16 protein-coding genes are annotated in these 16,023 nt (G+C 44.7%); 8 read left to right on the plus strand and 8 right to left on the minus strand.

Translation table 11 applies throughout. From position 1 onward, the window contains the following. Positions 1–253: 253 nt before the first annotated feature. Both mobA and fdhD read right to left on the minus strand, forming a co-directional pair. Positions 254–877, minus strand: a complete 624-nt coding sequence (gene mobA / locus ACN0QW_RS07750) for a molybdenum cofactor guanylyltransferase MobA (RefSeq protein ID WP_417430273.1) — start codon at positions 875–877, stop codon at positions 254–256. Beyond that, positions 870–1,814, minus strand: a complete 945-nt coding sequence (gene fdhD, locus ACN0QW_RS07755; RefSeq protein ID WP_417430435.1) for a formate dehydrogenase accessory sulfurtransferase FdhD — start codon at positions 1,812–1,814, stop codon at positions 870–872. The genes mobA and fdhD overlap by 8 nt, the downstream gene beginning before the upstream one ends. A gap of 369 nt (positions 1,815–2,183) precedes the next feature. On the opposite strand from fdhD, the gene ACN0QW_RS07760 reads away from it, so the two are divergent. The 4 genes from ACN0QW_RS07760 (at position 2,184) to ACN0QW_RS07775 (ending at position 5,936) form a co-directional block, all read left to right on the plus strand. Beyond that, complete coding sequence (locus ACN0QW_RS07760) at positions 2,184–3,158, plus strand: ABC transporter substrate-binding protein (RefSeq protein ID WP_417430275.1); 975 nt, start codon at positions 2,184–2,186, stop codon at positions 3,156–3,158. 161 nt (positions 3,159–3,319) lie between these two features. Next, positions 3,320–4,216: an ABC transporter permease gene (locus tag ACN0QW_RS07765; protein ID WP_417430277.1), complete on the plus strand. Its 897-nt coding sequence runs from the start codon at positions 3,320–3,322 to the stop codon at positions 4,214–4,216. A 1-nt stretch (position 4,217) separates the two neighbouring features. Continuing rightward, on the plus strand, positions 4,218–5,012 hold the full coding sequence (locus tag ACN0QW_RS07770; RefSeq protein WP_417430279.1) for an ABC transporter ATP-binding protein: 795 nt from the start codon (positions 4,218–4,220) through the stop codon (positions 5,010–5,012). A gap of 93 nt (positions 5,013–5,105) precedes the next feature. Further along, the gene (locus ACN0QW_RS07775; RefSeq protein WP_417430281.1) at positions 5,106–5,936 is read left to right on the plus strand and encodes a M23 family metallopeptidase; all 831 of its coding nucleotides are present in this window, start codon (positions 5,106–5,108) and stop codon (positions 5,934–5,936) included. Between the two features lie 44 nt (positions 5,937–5,980). Here the strand turns inward: ACN0QW_RS07775 and ACN0QW_RS07780 are convergent, their stop codons facing one another. From ACN0QW_RS07780 to ACN0QW_RS07790, 3 genes are read right to left on the minus strand one after another with little or no spacing between them, the layout of a single operon-like run. Then, on the minus strand, positions 5,981–6,433 hold the full coding sequence (locus tag ACN0QW_RS07780; protein WP_417430283.1) for a DUF6463 family protein: 453 nt from the start codon (positions 6,431–6,433) through the stop codon (positions 5,981–5,983). Positions 6,434–6,435: 2 nt separating this feature from the next. Beyond that, positions 6,436–7,779, minus strand: coding sequence for an ABC1 kinase family protein (locus tag ACN0QW_RS07785; protein WP_417430285.1), 1,344 nt, complete (start codon positions 7,777–7,779; stop codon positions 6,436–6,438). Then, positions 7,769–8,527 (minus strand): TetR family transcriptional regulator, encoded by a 759-nt coding sequence (locus ACN0QW_RS07790; protein ID WP_417430287.1) that lies wholly within the window; start codon positions 8,525–8,527, stop codon positions 7,769–7,771. Before ACN0QW_RS07790 ends, ACN0QW_RS07785 begins: the two co-directional genes overlap by 11 nt. Positions 8,528–8,856: 329 nt before the next feature. Between ACN0QW_RS07790 and ACN0QW_RS07795 the strand changes: the two genes are divergently transcribed. Beyond that, positions 8,857–10,209, plus strand: a complete 1,353-nt coding sequence (locus ACN0QW_RS07795) for a mechanosensitive ion channel family protein (RefSeq protein WP_417430289.1) — start codon at positions 8,857–8,859, stop codon at positions 10,207–10,209. Here the strand turns inward: ACN0QW_RS07795 and ACN0QW_RS07800 are convergent, their stop codons facing one another. Next, on the minus strand, positions 10,210–10,851 hold the full coding sequence (locus tag ACN0QW_RS07800; RefSeq protein WP_417430291.1) for an HAD family hydrolase: 642 nt from the start codon (positions 10,849–10,851) through the stop codon (positions 10,210–10,212). 105 nt (positions 10,852–10,956) lie between these two features. On the opposite strand from ACN0QW_RS07800, the gene ACN0QW_RS07805 reads away from it, so the two are divergent. Next, on the plus strand, positions 10,957–11,811 hold the full coding sequence (locus ACN0QW_RS07805) for a C40 family peptidase (protein ID WP_417430293.1): 855 nt from the start codon (positions 10,957–10,959) through the stop codon (positions 11,809–11,811). Positions 11,812–12,142: 331 nt separating this feature from the next. Further along, positions 12,143–13,132, plus strand: coding sequence for a GTP 3',8-cyclase MoaA (moaA, locus tag ACN0QW_RS07810; RefSeq protein WP_417430437.1), 990 nt, complete (start codon positions 12,143–12,145; stop codon positions 13,130–13,132). A 52-nt stretch (positions 13,133–13,184) separates the two neighbouring features. Here moaA and ACN0QW_RS07815 read toward each other — a convergent pair whose 3' ends face one another. After that, the gene (locus ACN0QW_RS07815) at positions 13,185–14,408 is read right to left on the minus strand and encodes an MFS transporter (RefSeq protein WP_417430295.1); all 1,224 of its coding nucleotides are present in this window, start codon (positions 14,406–14,408) and stop codon (positions 13,185–13,187) included. Between the two features lie 42 nt (positions 14,409–14,450). Beyond that, positions 14,451–14,936 carry a molybdopterin-guanine dinucleotide biosynthesis protein A gene (locus ACN0QW_RS07820; protein ID WP_417430297.1) on the minus strand — a complete coding sequence of 162 codons (486 nt, stop codon included), beginning with the start codon at positions 14,934–14,936 and terminating at the stop codon, positions 14,451–14,453. Positions 14,937–15,094: 158 nt separating this feature from the next. Here ACN0QW_RS07820 and ACN0QW_RS07825 point away from each other — a divergent pair, with 158 nt between their 5' ends. Beyond that, the gene (locus ACN0QW_RS07825) at positions 15,095–15,862 is read left to right on the plus strand and encodes an NAD kinase (RefSeq protein ID WP_299377646.1); all 768 of its coding nucleotides are present in this window, start codon (positions 15,095–15,097) and stop codon (positions 15,860–15,862) included. Positions 15,863–16,023 lie beyond the last annotated feature (161 nt).

Here is a 16,023-nt window from a genome sequence, read left to right on the forward strand (position 1 = left end):
GATAATTTTGACGTAACCAATCAGTAACCGATAGCAACCCGTTAGGCAAAGATTTAGGCTGATTTGATCTCGACGTTTATATCGACGTAAAATTGTACGAAGACAGAGTTATATCAGGGTATGAAAGCACTATATAATAGTTGCCATCACACCCCGATATAATGACTGGCGAGCGTTTAATAAGCATGATGCCTGTAAGATTAGCAAAGCCTAATCTTACACATTCACTTTCGCAAAAATGCCACCCACTTTTTCATTCCCTCAACAAACTCTCGACCTTTAACAAATCATCCAGTTTGTTGGCGTTGAAAAAGGGATCAACCGTTTCATTCCCGATGACAACATCATCGAATGAAACGTGACAAATTCCATGACGTTCAGTCCAGCGATCGACCTTGCGCATTTCTTCGAACACGATTGCTTTGCGTAAATCATCACGTAGAGCAACAGACCACAAACCAACAACAGGATGTGTTCGCCCATGCGACATGGCGCAAGCCAAAGGTAAGTCTTGTTTGCTCGCCTCTGATACTAATCTTTCAACGAGATCCATAGGCACAAAAGGCCCATCACAAGGAACAGATATCATCCATTTCGCATCAGGCGAATGTGTTGCAACCCACTCTAACCCCGTGAGCACCCCAGCCAAAGGGCCGGGATTATCATCAACGACGTCTGCTGCTACAGGCAACGAAAAAGCCTTAAATCGTTCACTATCACCATTAGCGTTTAACACCAGCGGTCCGACCTGTGGTTTTATTCGCTTGATAATGCGGGTGAGCAAGCTCTCCCCCGCCAATGATTTCATGCCCTTATCACCGCCACCCATGCGGCGGGCCAGCCCACCGGCCAGTATCACACCCGCAACATCAGTCATCGGCTTGGCTCTCTTTAGTTTCAGTTCCTTGGCTTATATTATCTGTCCCACGGGCTGCCGCTCTTTGATGGCGTGGGTTTTCATCTTCCAAATCAGCGTCCTGATGGTCGAATACAATTCGGTCCTGTCCGGCCAGGGCTGTGAAACGTTTACCCTTGGCGCGACCAATTAATGTAAGACCCGCTTCTTTTGCCAGATCAACACCCCATGCCGTGAAGCCGGAACGGGAAACCAGTACAGGAATACCCATCTGCACTGTTTTTATCACCATCTCTGATGTCAAACGACCCGTTGTGTAAAAGATTTTGTCTGAAGCTGTAATGTTATTCAAAAACATATAACCGGCAATTTTATCAACGGCGTTATGACGCCCGACATCTTCGATATAAATCAAAGGCTGATCGCTCTGACATAAAACACACCCATGTATCGCACCAGCTTCCAAGTACAAACTCGGCACCATGTTGATTTTACGGCTGAGTGCGTAGATCCATGATGTGTGAATTTTGGCATCCGAAGGTAGTTTTATATCTTCGAACTTTTCCATCAAATCCCCAAAGACAGTCCCTTGAGCGCATCCAGATGTTCGTGTTTTCTTTTTGAGTTTTTCTTCGTAGTTGGTTTCACGTTCGGTTCGAACCACAACCAAATCCAGCTCTTCATCCACATCAATGGCTGTGATCACATCATCACGGCGTAGCATATTTTGATTTAAAAGATAGCCAACTGCCAAATAATCAGGGTAATCACCGATGGTCATCATCGTTACAATTTCCTGCCCATTCAGGAAAAGAGTTAAAGGTTTTTCGACCACAACAGGAATTTCAATTACATTTCCATCCTGATCCGTTCCTTTTACCGCTTCAGTTAATCCTTCTTTCGACGGATCGGGGCGCAAGACAAATTCTTCCAACGTTTCCAAAGAGGCTTTTGCCATACGTCTGGATGTCGTACTGGCCTGATTCTTATCTTTCATAAAACGGTCCGCATTAAATCTCTACAGGTCTGCTGATATCATTCAAACACTAAATCCCATGCACTATGTCGGGTTTTCTCATTATGAACAAGAAAAGGCCTAATCGTGATTTACGATCTTATATTCGGCTTGGACTAGGGCATTTATTTAGAATTTAAATCCATAAAAAACATCTGATCACTTCAACATATCTTCTTGCTTTCATGGCAGTGACAAGGGTTAATACATCACAATAAATTGGACAGACTCCTGATACCCTATTTCTCTGCGAGTATCATGGCGTTCTGAACCATACAAACGAATATATAATTGCTATCTCGGAGGCACATCATGATTTCAAAAAATTTGGGATCCAAATTTATTGCAGCTACTTTAGCACTTGGCCTATCGCTTCCATTTGCAGCGCAAGCTGAAGATGTTGTTGTTGCCACAACTGCTATTGTCGAACACCCCGCTCTTGATGCGGTACGTGACGGCGTACGCGACGAACTGAAAGCTCAGGGCTACGAAGAAGGTAAAAACCTTACGTTCCTTTATAAAAGTGCACAGGGTAATCCCGCAACTGCAGCTCAAATTGCCAGAGAATACATTGGGAATGGTCCTGATGTTATCGTCCCAATTGCAACGCCTTCTGCACAAGCTGTTGTCGCAGCGACAAAAGACATTCCCGTTGTTTTCTCTGCCGTTACCGACCCTGTCGCAGCCAAGCTTGTTGCCAATGAAGGTCCATCAGGTACAAATGTTACAGGCGTGAGCGATCTTTCACCTATTGATCAGCACATTGCCCTGATCAAGGAACTGACACCAAATGCGAAAAGCATCGGTGTTCCCTATAACCCGGGCGAAGCAAACTCTGTTGTTCTATTGGATCTTGTGAAGAAACACGGTGCAGCCCAAGGCTTTGACGTTATTGCATCCCCGGCAACAAAAACGGGTGAAGTGCTAACCGCGGCACAAAACCTGATCGGTAAAGCCGATGTTATTTATGTTGCAACGGACAACACAATCATCTCAGCTTTCGAAGCTGTGGTGAAAGTTGGTATCGATCACCAGATCCCTGTTTATGCTGGGGATACAGATTCTGTAAAACGTGGCGCAATGGCCGCGCTGGGTTTTGATTACTACGATGTCGGTCGCCAGACAGGTAAAGTTGTTGTTGAAATCCTCAAGGGTAAAGCAGCAGGTGATATTGCATTTCAGGGCGTGAGCAAAACCAATCTTTTTGTGAACCCGGCAATGGCAGAGAAAATGGGCGTAACCCTTTCCCCAGAAGTCATCGCGCGCGCAACAGAAGTGATCAAATAATATCGCTTGTTCTATCGCTGTCAAAAACAACAGTGATATAAAAGCTTTCAAGGAAGACGAAATTCGTTTTGCGGATTTCGTCTTCTTGCGTTATGGAACTATCCAAGCAGCGTGATATACGCAGGAACACAACAGTTAGAGAGCCGCAAGGCTTCGGATAAATGAACCTTATTTCCTTTATGGGTGCCATCGAATTAGGTCTGATCTACGGTCTAATTGCTTTAGCCGTCTTCTTGTCATTCAGAATTCTCGACTTTCCCGATCTAACAATTGACGGATCGTTTCCCTTAGGGGCTGCCGTCTGCGCAACGATGATCGTCTCAGGATGTAACCCGGTATTAGCAACGGTTATTGCCTTCTTTGCTGGCGGCATGGCCGGTCTGGTCACTGCATTTTTAAACCTGCGCTTCAAGATTCTCAATCTACTCGCATCTATCTTGACAATGATTGCCCTCTATTCAATCAATCTGCGGATTATGGGGCGCCCGAATGTACCAATAATTACAGAAGAGACAATTCTGACACCTTTTGAAGGTCAAGGACTACCCGGTTATTATCTGAAGCCAATCATTGCTGCTGTTATCGTCTTTGTTGTTGCCCTCATCGTTGCCCGGTTCCTGAATTCTGACTATGGACTAGCCATGCGTTCAACCGGTGCAAATCAGAAAATGGCCCGCGCACAGGGAATTGATACTAACAAGACAACCTATATTGGTATGGCTCTTTCAAACGCCCTTGTTGGTTTGGCTGGGGCTTTGTTCACCCAAATGAACGGCTTTGCAGATATCACGATTGGTACTGGTACTATTGTAATCGGCCTTGCAGCCCTTATCGCAGGTGAAGCAATCTTCTCGACACGCGGCATGTTGATGGCCGTTCTTGCCTGTATCTTCGGATCGATTGTCTATCGCATCGCCATTGGTCTCGCCCTTAACGCGGATAGTATTGGGTTGGAACCTTCCGACCTCAACCTGGTTACTGCCTTATTGGTAACAATTGCCTTGATTTTACCCGGGGCAAAAAACCCCCTCAAAAAACTGATGAAGCGGGGGCACTAAGATGATCAATGTTCAAGATCTCCGCATCACTTTTGGCAAAGACACGCCAAACGAAAACAAAGCACTTCAAGGTGTAAATTTGTCTGTTGCCGAAGGGGAATTTGTTACTGTCATCGGGTCAAACGGTGCTGGAAAATCCACCTTTATGAACTGTTTAACCGGTGAGTTAATCGCAGACAGTGGTGCCATTACAATTGACGGTAAAGACGTCAGCCGATGGAAAGCAGCGCGACGGAGTAGTTTGGTCTCGCGGGTTTTCCAAGATCCTCTTGCGGGAACCTGTGAAGCTTTAACCATCGAAGAAAATCTTTCTCTTGCCCATTCAAGGGGGCAAAAACGCGGCTTTGGTCTGGCAATAAATAATACCAAGCGTGAACTTTTCAGAGAACGTTTGTCTCGCCTACGGTTAGGTTTGGAAGACCGTCTAGCAGACAAGATGGGACTTCTCAGCGGTGGTCAGCGACAAGCCGTCAGCCTGATCATGGCAACATTACAACCAACAAAATGCCTGCTTCTTGATGAACACACGGCCGCACTTGATCCCAGAATGCAAGCTTTTGTGCTAGAACTCACCAATGATATTGTCAAAGAGACTGGCATCACGACCTTGATGATTACCCACTCTATGGGACAAGCTCTTCAGTTTGGGACAAGAACAGTAATGCTCCATGAAGGACAAGTTGTGTTAGATGTTTCTGGTGAAGAACGTAGCTCCATGACAATTCACGATCTCGTAGATATGTTTGGTAAGGTCAGGGGCGAGGAACTTGACAGTGACAGCTTGTTGCTTGGGTAAACGTCTCGTCTCGAACAAGTGACGAGCAGTACATACAAGAGAAACAGACGAAGAAAACTGGCCTATTAAAACTGGAGAATCTCGCGTAAGAACATGAAACATCTTTCCCTTACTCCTCTCTCTTTTTATAGCTTGGTCAGCGTTCTACTTACCTGCTTTTTTTTATTATCCACAACAGAGACCAACGCTGGTAAACGTGAAGACTGCTTTCATCACAACAAGGTTTGTTATCTGACAGTAGAGAACAATAAAAGCGCCCTGATTAGAGCCCAAAACAACTATACTTTTCCTATGCGCATATCGCTACAAATGACGGGGCATAATGTAATACCTGCAAATAAAACAAAGAACGTGCGACTTAACCCAGATGAAATTAAAAGCATTCTCACGATAAAGGCAAAAAGCCATGGTGAGTGGCGTTACAACTGGACATCACAGCTACATCCAGACACTGGAGACGCAAAACATGATGACCACGCGCTTTACCAACTCCCTTTTCCAAAAACCAAATCCTATCCCGTTTCTCAAGGACCTAATGCGGCATTTTCTCACACTGGGCCAAATAGCTTTGCCATTGATTGGGCAATGCCTGTGGGATCAGAAATTTTGGCGGCACGCGAAGGGATTGTCATTTCACTCAGGGAAGATTCATCCCGTGGGGGCGTTTCGAATAAATACAAAAGCGAAGAAAATTATCTCTGGATCCAACATCCTGATGGGTCAATAGGGCAGTATCTGCACCTTAAGAGAGACGGTGTTGTTGTCCAAATAGATGATAAGGTCGATAGAGGTCAGCTTATCGCCTATTCAGGGAACACAGGCTATTCCACCGGACCTCATCTGCATTTCCACGTTTCTACATCACAGACACATGGCGCAGCCTTTCAAAGCCATCCCATTACCTTCATTACGGACGAGCCTTAGAACCCTATCCGTCAAAATGACCTGTCATACATCCCCGAGACGATTTAGTTCCAATTGTCATTAGCCGATTTATTCTTCAGGTAAAATCCGAATATTGCAGGTGTCATCAACCAAAATCCTGACGCAGGTATCAACAATATTCCCAACGCCGTCATACATACCAAAGAAACGAGGATAACCTCTTGAAAAGGCGGCATCACTGTTTTCTTCTCATCACGATCAATCATATACCCAACAATAAAAAGCGGGATCCCAAAGAAAAAGAACCAAACGGTGTTTCCTACCTCAGCGTTCGCAACGCCCGTATCAAAGAAACCTCTCGTAAAAATATAAGTTACCTGAGTTGGAAACACAATAAAGGTAAAAACAAGATGAGATATAGATATGCCCATAATCCACCGACCAACCCATCGCTGCTTAATTAAATAGCAAAGCAGCCTCTCATGCGATGATGTTCCCTCGAACAGATCTTTATGTCCCCTCATCGTCATCGGCATTATCACACTCCGATCCACTTGTTTCCGGTTTTTACTGTTGCGCCCAACTTACTCAACAACAGAATCATCCCACGATAGGTTCGGTCAAAATATAATAGGTTTCTATTAATCTCTTTCATGAATGGTGTTATTTTTCGGGTGTCGGCCATCTTCATTTCTGGCCATTCCCGGTTAGTAAAATCAAATTGCTCTTCTAGGTACGGTTCGATCATCCATTTTTGAATTACATCCAACTGAGGTTGCAAAAGTGTTCGGAATTCTTCGTCCGTCATCTCATCCTTGCTTAGCTCCAGATCGTCATAAAAGCCTCTCAACTTATCGTAATCCGGTTCGACCGTATGATGATGAATAAGGAATCTGTAGTAATCGGATATGGTTTTGGTAAATTCTCTATCCATCTTTCGAACACACCCAAAGTCCAAAAGCCCTAGTTGGCCGCTTTTCATAAAGAGAAAATTACCCGGGTGTGGATCTGCGTGTACAAACCCCAATTCAAAAAAACTGTCGAAGAAAAAATCAAATAAGAGCTGACCATACGCATTTTTCTCGTCTTGCGAAGGGTTAGTTACCAACCATTCATCCAAATGAAATCCCGTTAACAGTTCCGTTGTCAAAATACGTTCAGAACTATAATCATCATAAGTTTCCGGAACGACGATCTTCTCGTTCTTTATTCTTTTTTTAAACCACTTCAGGCTTTCGGCCTCTTGGAAATAATCAACTTCCCGATGCAACTGAATAGTGATTTCATCGAGAACAGTGTCGATAATGTTTTTATCTGGCATCAAATCAGTAGAGGCAGAAAAAACTGTCAGCAACCCACCGAGCATTTTCACATCGCTTTTAATCGATGCCGCAATTCCCGGGTACTGAACCTTAACAGCGACATTTTCCCCCGATCCAAGCTTTGCTTTATGAACCTGTCCCAGGCTTGCCGCAGCAAACGCCGACGAGTTAAAATCATCAAAAATTTTGCCAGGACTTTTACCAAATTGATCCCGAAATACCTTGTCAACCAAAGCCCGGTTTAAGGGCGTTGCTTTATAGCAAGCTTTTGATAACTCCCGTCGAATACCTTCAGGAAGAATATCGGCTTCCATGCTGAGAATTTGTGAGGCCTTTAACGCTGTCCCTTTAAGTTGGTTCAAAGCCTTAAAAAGCGTTTTCCCAATATCTTCTTCGTGTTTGATACGAGCATCTTCATCCTGTTCCGGAGAGAAATGTCCCACGGTAAATTTTTTCTTACCCACATGCCCCAGATGTCGTAAGCCAACCTTGGTTGCGGTTAATCCAATTGTTGCCGAACGGTGCAGTTTTCTGGTTGCGATTGATCCCTTACCCCCCATGTTTCCAGCCTCCTTTGCCCGCGCCTTTATTGGCCATAGCGCCCAAGCCTTTCATTAGGCTCGAAAAACCCTGACCATTTTCTAGAAACCGCATCATCTGGCTTTTGATCATAAAGCTAACCAGATCAACACCCTTACCAAGCACGCCACTTTTTAATACTGTGGCAAAGAAATTTGTCGAAACCTCTACAAATTGAGTTGTCTGGGTGAATTCTTCACTTTCATCCTGTAGCCAATAGAGAACTATTCCCAATAAAGCATCAACCATCAGATGCGCTACGGCACTTTCAAAAGGAACATCCGGGATCTCACCATTTTCCACCGAATGTTCAAGAATTTGAATGATTTCTTTTTTCAGGGCTTTGCTTGCCGGGAACTCCCGCTGCATTAAAAAAGCCGGAGACTCTCGTAAAATCTCGATACTTTCGGCAACAAACTCACGATTTTCGATAAGGATATCTAGATAATTATAGATAAAAAATTGAAGTTTCTCTTCGAGAGTAAATTCAGGAAAATCGTCGGCTTCATCGACGAGCAGTATCACGCTATTCAAAGCAGACTCATGATAAGCCAGCAAAAATTTATCTTTGCTAGGGAAATACTTATAGATTGTTGAGTCCCCCATTTTAGCTGCCTTGGAAATCTGCTTCATAGAAACATTGTGAAAGCCATGCTCGGAAAACAGATCCACCGCAACAGCAATCAACTTCGCTTTATTTGCTTCTTTTTGCTTGTTAGATATTTTCATATTGAGAATAACTTTCCATTAAATTCTTAATAAGTAAACTTAATGTATATCATTTCTCAAAACAAACAACTAAATTAATGAACTCAACTCGCTTAAATTCCAGACGTCAAATAATTATCTAAATGATATCAGATAGATAATTTAATGCTGCCAAATTGACGCACCTCGAGACTCCTTGCCCTCCCAACAAACAGAGTCTGTTCCCCATAGAATAAAATTGCTAAACTTGTGATACAGGGCACCAAAAAGAAGCAAGCACAAAAAAATAGCGTCAAAACTATGCACGCCTTTATAGAGGTACAATTAGGAGGTTAAGGTTGGATTTTTTAATGCTCCCAAGCCACGAAGAAATTACCAGCTGGATGGAACAAATTACCAGCTGGTTGGGACAAAATCTCTTGAGCTGGCCGGTCATTTTCCAACTGGGATTCCTCCTTATCCTTCTTCCACTCAGCCGTTATCTCGGCAATAAATTACGCCCGATAGCCAGTGAGTGGAAGCAACTATCCAAAACACCACAAGCTCTAAGGCTGATCCTCACCAACCTACTGCCTATGATTCCATGGGTTGTATTCTTGTTAATGCTCTGGATCACACTTGGTGCCTTGATCCAGCTAGAAATGCCTGTCCGCACCAGGTTCCTGATCAATACGGTCGCCAGTTTGACGTTAGCCTGGGTCATTATTAACCTCACGACAAGTCTCATCAAAACACGTATCGTTGCACGGCTGGTCTCTCTTTTCATTTGGTCAGTCGCCGCCCTAAACATCTTAGGACTTCTTGATTTTACAGAAGAAATTCTAGACGCAGCTGCGCTAGACGTGGGGGGCTTACGTATATCAGTCCTCATGGTACTAAAAGGCGTTATTTCGCTCGCCGTGTTACTTTGGGCCGCAATTGCCTTTAGCTCTCTATTGGAACGTCGCGTAAAAGCCGTACCAGAATTAACACCTTCTGTTCAGGTCCTTCTTGGCAAATTATTAAAAGTTACTTTTATTGGTCTTGCAGTTATTGTTGGCCTAAAAACAGTCGGCATAGATCTCTCGGCCTTTGCACTTTTTGGTGGCGCCCTTGGTGTTGGTATCGGCTTTGGCCTTCAAAAGGTTATTTCCAATCTGGTATCCGGTATCATCTTGTTAATGGATAGATCCATTAAACCGGGCGATGTTATCGCCGTAAATGATACCTATGGCTGGGTTAAATCTTTCGGTGCTCGCTATGCCTCTGTTATTACCCGGGACGGTATTGAACACCTTATCCCAAATGAAGAGTTCATCACACAACGGGTTGAAAACTGGTCTTATACGAACAGCTGGGTCAGAGTACGTGTACCAATTGGTGTTTCCTATAACTCAGATCTTCACAAGGCCATTAATCTTTGTATAGAAGCCGCGAAAGAGAACAAACGCATTCTGGACAACCCTAAGGCAAACTGTCTTGTACGTAACTTTGGCGACAACTCTGTAAACCTAGAAGTACGGGTTTGGATTACCGATCCACAGAACGGAGTTGGCAATATAACGAGCGAATTGTTATTGGCAATCTGGGATAAATTCAAAGAAGAGAATGTCGAATTTCCCTTCCCCCAACGTGACCTTCATATCAAAGCACCAATCCAGATTGAAACCCTTTCGAATCAAACAGATTATGGGCAAGGTCAACCAGAAAACAAACCTTCTTGATTATAGAGAATCAACAACATTCAAAAAGTCCAACGGCTTATCAATAAGGTAGTGAACACCAGCGCCTTTTAATTCACTGACAGTTCCATAACCATAGGTAACACCAACCGATATCATCTTATTATTTAGCGCCCCCAAAACATCATGCTTCCTGTCTCCAACCATGAGAGAATTTGACGGACGGCTTCCCGTTTTTGAAAGTGCGTACTCGAGTAAATCAGTTTTATTCGAACGCGTGCCATTCAATTCAGAGCCAAAAACCCGCTCGAAAAAGCTTTCAAGATTAAAGTACTCAATTATTTTAGTGGCATAGATTTCCGGCTTACTTGTCGCGACAAAAAGGGGAAAACCTTTCTCTTTAAGGCTCTTAAGAAGAAGAACGATTTCTGGATAAATCTCATTCTCATAAAGGCCTGTTTCAGCAAACCTCTCTCGATAGAGAACAATAGCCTCCTCACTTAAAGATCTACCGCCAAGCAGCTGATCAAATGATTCTTTCAAAGGTGGCCCGATGCACCATTCCAGATCATCAGGCGACGGACTTTCCATACCAAGTTGTTCCAAAGCATATTGAATAGACTTCGTAATACCTTCTTTTGGATCGGTAAGGGTTCCATCCAAATCAAAGAAAATTGCTACCATTTTGACCTCTGGGCTGTAAAATAGGAACAACAGCACTTTATTTACTTACTCGACAGTGGCAAGCTTGTAATCAAATAAGACTGATAGAGAAAGCCTGACGCCATCATGTCACAAACATTGGACCCTCGCCTCCATCCGCTGAGAAAAGATCTAGCTGCTGAATATCTGCGCGACAAAGTTGAGGCCTCCGCATACAGCAAAGGCTACGCGGCACAGGTATCAAGGGGTATCGTTCCCCTCAGGCGGCACCCAGCAGATGAGGCTGGACAAGACACCGAGTTGCTTTTCGGCGAGAAAGTCACCGTCTATGAAGAAAAAAACGGCTGGGCGTGGGTGCAAAATGCCAAAGACAGCTATGTCGGCTACATACGCGCTGACACCCTATCACGAGAAGTAAGACAAACAACACACAGGGTAAAAGCCCTTCGTACTTATGTTTATCCCCAGCCTGACATGAAAATCCCGCCGATAGACATGCTTTCAATGGAATCAACGGTTCTCACCCTAAAAGAAGAAGGACGCTACACCCAAATTCAAGGCGGCGGATGGGTCTTTACCGACCACATTTGTTCACTTGAAACTAAAGCCCTAAGTCATGTAGATGTCGCTTACCAATTTTTGGGAACCCCCTATTTCTGGGGTGGAAAATCTTCTGTTGGCATCGACTGCTCTGGTTTGGTCCAGCTATCCCTAAGCGCCAGTGGTATCAACACACACAGGGATACCTATGTCCAAGAAACAAATGCGGGCTTTCCAGTGAATTCCGAACAATGCGCCGAAGGTGACCTTATCTATTGGCCGGGGCATGTTGCTATTGCATTAGATAAAGAGAACGTTATTCATGCTACCGCGAACTCTATGGACGTTCTGATAGAGCCAATTTCCCACATCACAGAACGCGTAAAAATGGAAACGGGTGGAACAGGTATAACCGCTATTAAGCGAATATCGACAACTTGATCTATGTTACATGCAATGAAAGCGGCTTAATATGTGACCTTGATATATGACAGGGCACAGTCCTTTGGCCTTCACTATAGGTTAGAAACTTAAATTGACTTGCAATTAACGACTTATGCGCCAAAGTGTAGGATGATTTTCAGGAATAAAAACAGAGCACCTGAAAGCTCAGGAGATATAATTGATGATTAATTCGTCAAACAGACAAAAGGGCCTCGTCTCGTCCGCGGCTTCTGCGGCCAATACGCAAGGCAACATTCAGGATGGTCACCCCGGGCAGGATGGTCACCCCGGGCAGGATGGTCACCCCGGGCAGGATGGTCACCCTGGAATGATTGACCCTTTTGGCCGCATGGTTGATTACCTGCGGATATCGGTCACCGACAGATGTGATTTTCGCTGTGTTTATTGCATGTCTGAAGACATGAATTTTTTACCAAAAAAAGAACTGTTGACGATTGAAGAGCTGGAAAGAGTTTCTGGTGCCTTCATCAACCTAGGCGTCAAAAAGCTTCGTTTTACGGGTGGTGAACCACTGGTTCGCAAAAACATTATGAAGCTGTTTAATGGCCTGACACCTTACCTGGAATCAGGGCAGCTCAAGGAAATGACCCTGACAACAAACGGAAGCCAGTTGGAAAAGTACTCGCAACAGCTTGCAGATGCGGGAATGCGACGTATTAATGTTTCCCTCGACACACTCAATAAAGATAAGTTTGCCGCGATCACACGATGGGGAAAGCTTGATCAGGTCCTAGAAGGTTTACAGGCGGCCAAAAAAGCCGGGCTAAAAGTCAAGATTAATACCGTTGCTCTTCGCGGTGTAAATGATGATGAACTACACACCCTTGTATCTTGGTGCGGCGACGAAGGCTTTGATATTACCTTTATCGAAGTGATGCCGATGGGCGATATTGGGAACGAAAACCGTGTTGATCAGTACCTGCCTCTAACGGAAGTGCGTTCCATTTTAGGGGAGCATTGGACCCTAAATGAAAGTGATCACAAAACAGGCGGCCCTGCACGATATGTAGAGGTCAAGGAGACAGGCGGAAAGATCGGTTTCATTACCCCCATGACCCATAATTTCTGCGAAAGCTGTAATCGAGTTCGAATGACCTGCACCGGAACCTTGTATCTCTGCCTCGGGCAAGATGATGCCATGGATTTGCGGGACCCCTTGCGCAGCAGTGATAAAAACGGGCCGCTAGAACAGGCAATATTTGAAGCCATTGCCCGAAAGCCCAAAGGTCATGATTTTATCATCGACCGGGAAGCCGACCCATCTGTTGCTCGACACATGAGTGTTACAGGCGGCTAAAGAGATAAAGGGAGGCTCCGATCAAGTTCCCTTTATCCTTTCTACAGCCCTGTTAAGCTGATGGTATTTTTTTCATCATCAGCGGAAAAAGGTAATACCAACCCACACCAAGCAACTGTGCGACAAGCAGCATAACAATACCCGCTTGATATCCTTCGACAGCATAACCACCAGAGGCTTGTACAGGCCATAATTCGATTACTGCACCGACGGCCCATTGTCCGACAAAAGCAACGACAAATACAAAAGAGTTCAATGCCGTATTAACACGGCCAGCCAGATGAACCGGGAAAAATTGTGATAAGCCCGGATAGATAAGATACCCCCCCGTCCCTAACAGACCAAAAATCATCCAAACAATACTAACCATCAGAAATGAATTCATTTCGATCAATAAAAAAGCTTGGGGTATGACGCAAAGAAACATCGCATAAAACCCGACAGTAATCGGGCTAATATTATGGCGCCGCAACCAATCAGTTAGAATACCACCCACAAGAAATCCGACAAAAACAGAAATCGCAATCAGAGTTAAACCCCATCCGACGATATCGCGATCAAAGCCAGCTACATCACGCAACCAAGGACCAGACCATAACGCCTGCAGAGAAAAGAAGGCCGCCTGAGACATTACCGTGAAGGGCATGATACGCCAGAAAAACGAGCTTTTAAAAACAAGGCCGTAGTCTCTAATCTGCTTGCTAACACTCTCACTTGCAGGGATCTCACCTCTTCGTGGAATCATAAAATAAATCAAAGCAGAAATACACAACGACATGATGGTAAGGACAACAAAAACACCTCGCCAGCCCATAATTTCTGAAAGGAACTCTACCGGAGCCGTTCCCGCGATAGCCCCAAGCCCACCCGCAGCAAGATGACAGCCATTAATTAAAGCAAGTCGTTCTTTCGGAACCCAACTGACATAAGCTTTGAACGCAGCCATCATACAGGCAGAAACGCCGAGGCCGATCAATCCCCGCGCCAAGATAAGAAGCGGAAAACTTTCGGCCCAAGAAAACAATAGGGCACCCGCAGCTGTTAATAGTAAAAAGGCGCTTTCGACCTTTCTTGGACCATAACGGTCAAGCAATACGCCTAAAGGCAACTGCGTAAGTGCAAAAGCTATGAAAAATGCACTCGTCAACAGGCCTAAATCTGCGGCAGACAGATCCAATTCTGCAACAAGATCAGGTGCGATAACAGCATTCACGACACGTAGAAGAAACGAGAGGAAATAGCCAATAGCGAAGGGAAGGAAAACGCGAACAATCATGAAATTAATTGTTACCTACCAGAATTATGAAAGACCCGAATTTTATTGAAGGATAACTTGGTGTGTAAAGTTCCGACCATTCGTAATCGTTATCTGGGTAAAACCCATCATTGCTGCCAGATCAAAGAATGTAAAAACATCTTCAACACCCAGTTCTTGAAAGACAGGTAAGGTTCGAACCCCTGCCGTCATATTCGCAAAGATTGCACGGGCGCGATAAATCGTATCCAAACGCCCATCTTCTAACCCGACAATAATGAGCTTATCTGCATCATTGCCCTTGGCAAAAATTGCTGCTGTCGGCGCAAATTCCCGTTGCATATTCTGCTGAGTGATAGACGTTACAAAAGCGATACGAGTTTTCCGGTGCGCAGTTGCAATTTGCTTAGCTCTGGCTTTGTAGATTTCCCGGTACACAGGATCAGGGTAATAGTATCCAGCATGCCTATCCGCAGCTTGAACGGTAGCCCCTAAAATACTGCAAAAACCAACAATAGCCAGAATTGCTAGAAAAAATGAACGGATCAAAATAAACACCCCTTATACATATTTTATTTATCAATCAGTACCAGACATTTTGACAGCGCTGCAAGTGGCTGTCAGTCTATTGTTATCATTTGTGAAATACATATCAGTGATCTTTGTAATGTTTTACGGAAAAGGCTGGCTGCCATGAGAAAAAAACGATGAGCCGAAAACGTGTTGCATTTGTTGCCTCTGAAACAGAACGTGCAACAAATGCATTGGAATGCCTAGAAAACAAATACAAAGCTGTTTCACCTGACGAAGCGGATGTGATCGTCGCGCTTGGTGGAGACGGGTTCATGTTGGAAACATTACACCAATTTATAGGGTTGGACATTCCTATATACGGCATGAACAGGGGCACGATTGGCTTTCTTCTGAATAAATACAATGAAGATCAACTCGATCAGCGCATTGAAAGGGCCGTAAAGGTTACATTGCATCCTTTGCGTATGTCCGTAGAGACAGTCAGCGGGCAGAAATTTGAAGCCCTGGCCATCAATGAGGTTTCTCTTCATCGAGATAGTCGACAAGCCGCAAGTATAGGCATAGACATCGATGGTATCGAACGCATGCAGGAATTGGTATGTGATGGCGTCATCCTATCAACGCCAGCGGGCAGCACAGCTTATAATCTGTCTGCTCATGGGCCTATCGTCCCTATCGGGGCGTCACTGCTTGCTATGACGCCCATTAGCGCTTTTAGACCAAGACGCTGGAGAGGAGCCCTTCTTCCTGCTTCGGCAGAAGTTACGTTCCGAACTTTAGACACGGAAAAGCGCCCCATTTCTGCAACGGCTGACTTCACCGAAATTAAACACGTCAAACGGGTCAGTGTTCGTCAGGACAATAGCGTCGATATGAATCTTCTTTTTGACGAAGAGCACAATCTGGAAGAACGCATTATTCGCGAACAGTTTCTTCCCTGATCAGCCGCCCTCTCTTTTTGGGCGTTCGTTCAGTCTTTGAATTCACACAAAGCCAAAAACTTCAAAAGCCCGTCAACGGCTGTCGGCGAGCAGTTAACGGGCTTTATAAAGTTCCAAAAGGAAAGTACGCTACCTTCTCGAAAGAAGAACCCGATAGCGCG

This window comes from Kiloniella sp. (assembly GCF_048259265.1).
GTDB lineage: Bacteria > Pseudomonadota > Alphaproteobacteria > Kiloniellales > Kiloniellaceae > Kiloniella.

What these genes read in the sequence shown, in the direction of transcription:
- mobA (WP_417430273.1), bottom strand. Translation starts at nt 877, where the DNA reads ATGACTGATGTTGCGGGTGTGATACTGGCCGGTGGGCTGGCCCGCCGC.
- fdhD (WP_417430435.1), bottom strand. Translation starts at nt 1,814, where the DNA reads ATGGCAAAAGCCTCTTTGGAAACGTTGGAAGAATTTGTCTTGCGCCCC.
- ACN0QW_RS07760 (WP_417430275.1), top strand. Translation starts at nt 2,184, where the DNA reads ATGATTTCAAAAAATTTGGGATCCAAATTTATTGCAGCTACTTTAGCA.
- ACN0QW_RS07765 (WP_417430277.1), top strand. Translation starts at nt 3,320, where the DNA reads ATGAACCTTATTTCCTTTATGGGTGCCATCGAATTAGGTCTGATCTAC.
- ACN0QW_RS07770 (WP_417430279.1), top strand. Translation starts at nt 4,218, where the DNA reads ATGATCAATGTTCAAGATCTCCGCATCACTTTTGGCAAAGACACGCCA.
- ACN0QW_RS07775 (WP_417430281.1), top strand. Translation starts at nt 5,106, where the DNA reads ATGAAACATCTTTCCCTTACTCCTCTCTCTTTTTATAGCTTGGTCAGC.
- ACN0QW_RS07780 (WP_417430283.1), bottom strand. Translation starts at nt 6,433, where the DNA reads ATGCCGATGACGATGAGGGGACATAAAGATCTGTTCGAGGGAACATCA.
- ACN0QW_RS07785 (WP_417430285.1), bottom strand. Translation starts at nt 7,779, where the DNA reads ATGGGGGGTAAGGGATCAATCGCAACCAGAAAACTGCACCGTTCGGCA.
- ACN0QW_RS07790 (WP_417430287.1), bottom strand. Translation starts at nt 8,527, where the DNA reads ATGAAAATATCTAACAAGCAAAAAGAAGCAAATAAAGCGAAGTTGATT.
- ACN0QW_RS07795 (WP_417430289.1), top strand. Translation starts at nt 8,857, where the DNA reads ATGCTCCCAAGCCACGAAGAAATTACCAGCTGGATGGAACAAATTACC.
- ACN0QW_RS07800 (WP_417430291.1), bottom strand. Translation starts at nt 10,851, where the DNA reads ATGGTAGCAATTTTCTTTGATTTGGATGGAACCCTTACCGATCCAAAA.
- ACN0QW_RS07805 (WP_417430293.1), top strand. Translation starts at nt 10,957, where the DNA reads ATGTCACAAACATTGGACCCTCGCCTCCATCCGCTGAGAAAAGATCTA.
- moaA (WP_417430437.1), top strand. Translation starts at nt 12,143, where the DNA reads ATGATTGACCCTTTTGGCCGCATGGTTGATTACCTGCGGATATCGGTC.
- ACN0QW_RS07815 (WP_417430295.1), bottom strand. Translation starts at nt 14,408, where the DNA reads ATGATTGTTCGCGTTTTCCTTCCCTTCGCTATTGGCTATTTCCTCTCG.
- ACN0QW_RS07825 (WP_299377646.1), top strand. Translation starts at nt 15,095, where the DNA reads ATGAGCCGAAAACGTGTTGCATTTGTTGCCTCTGAAACAGAACGTGCA.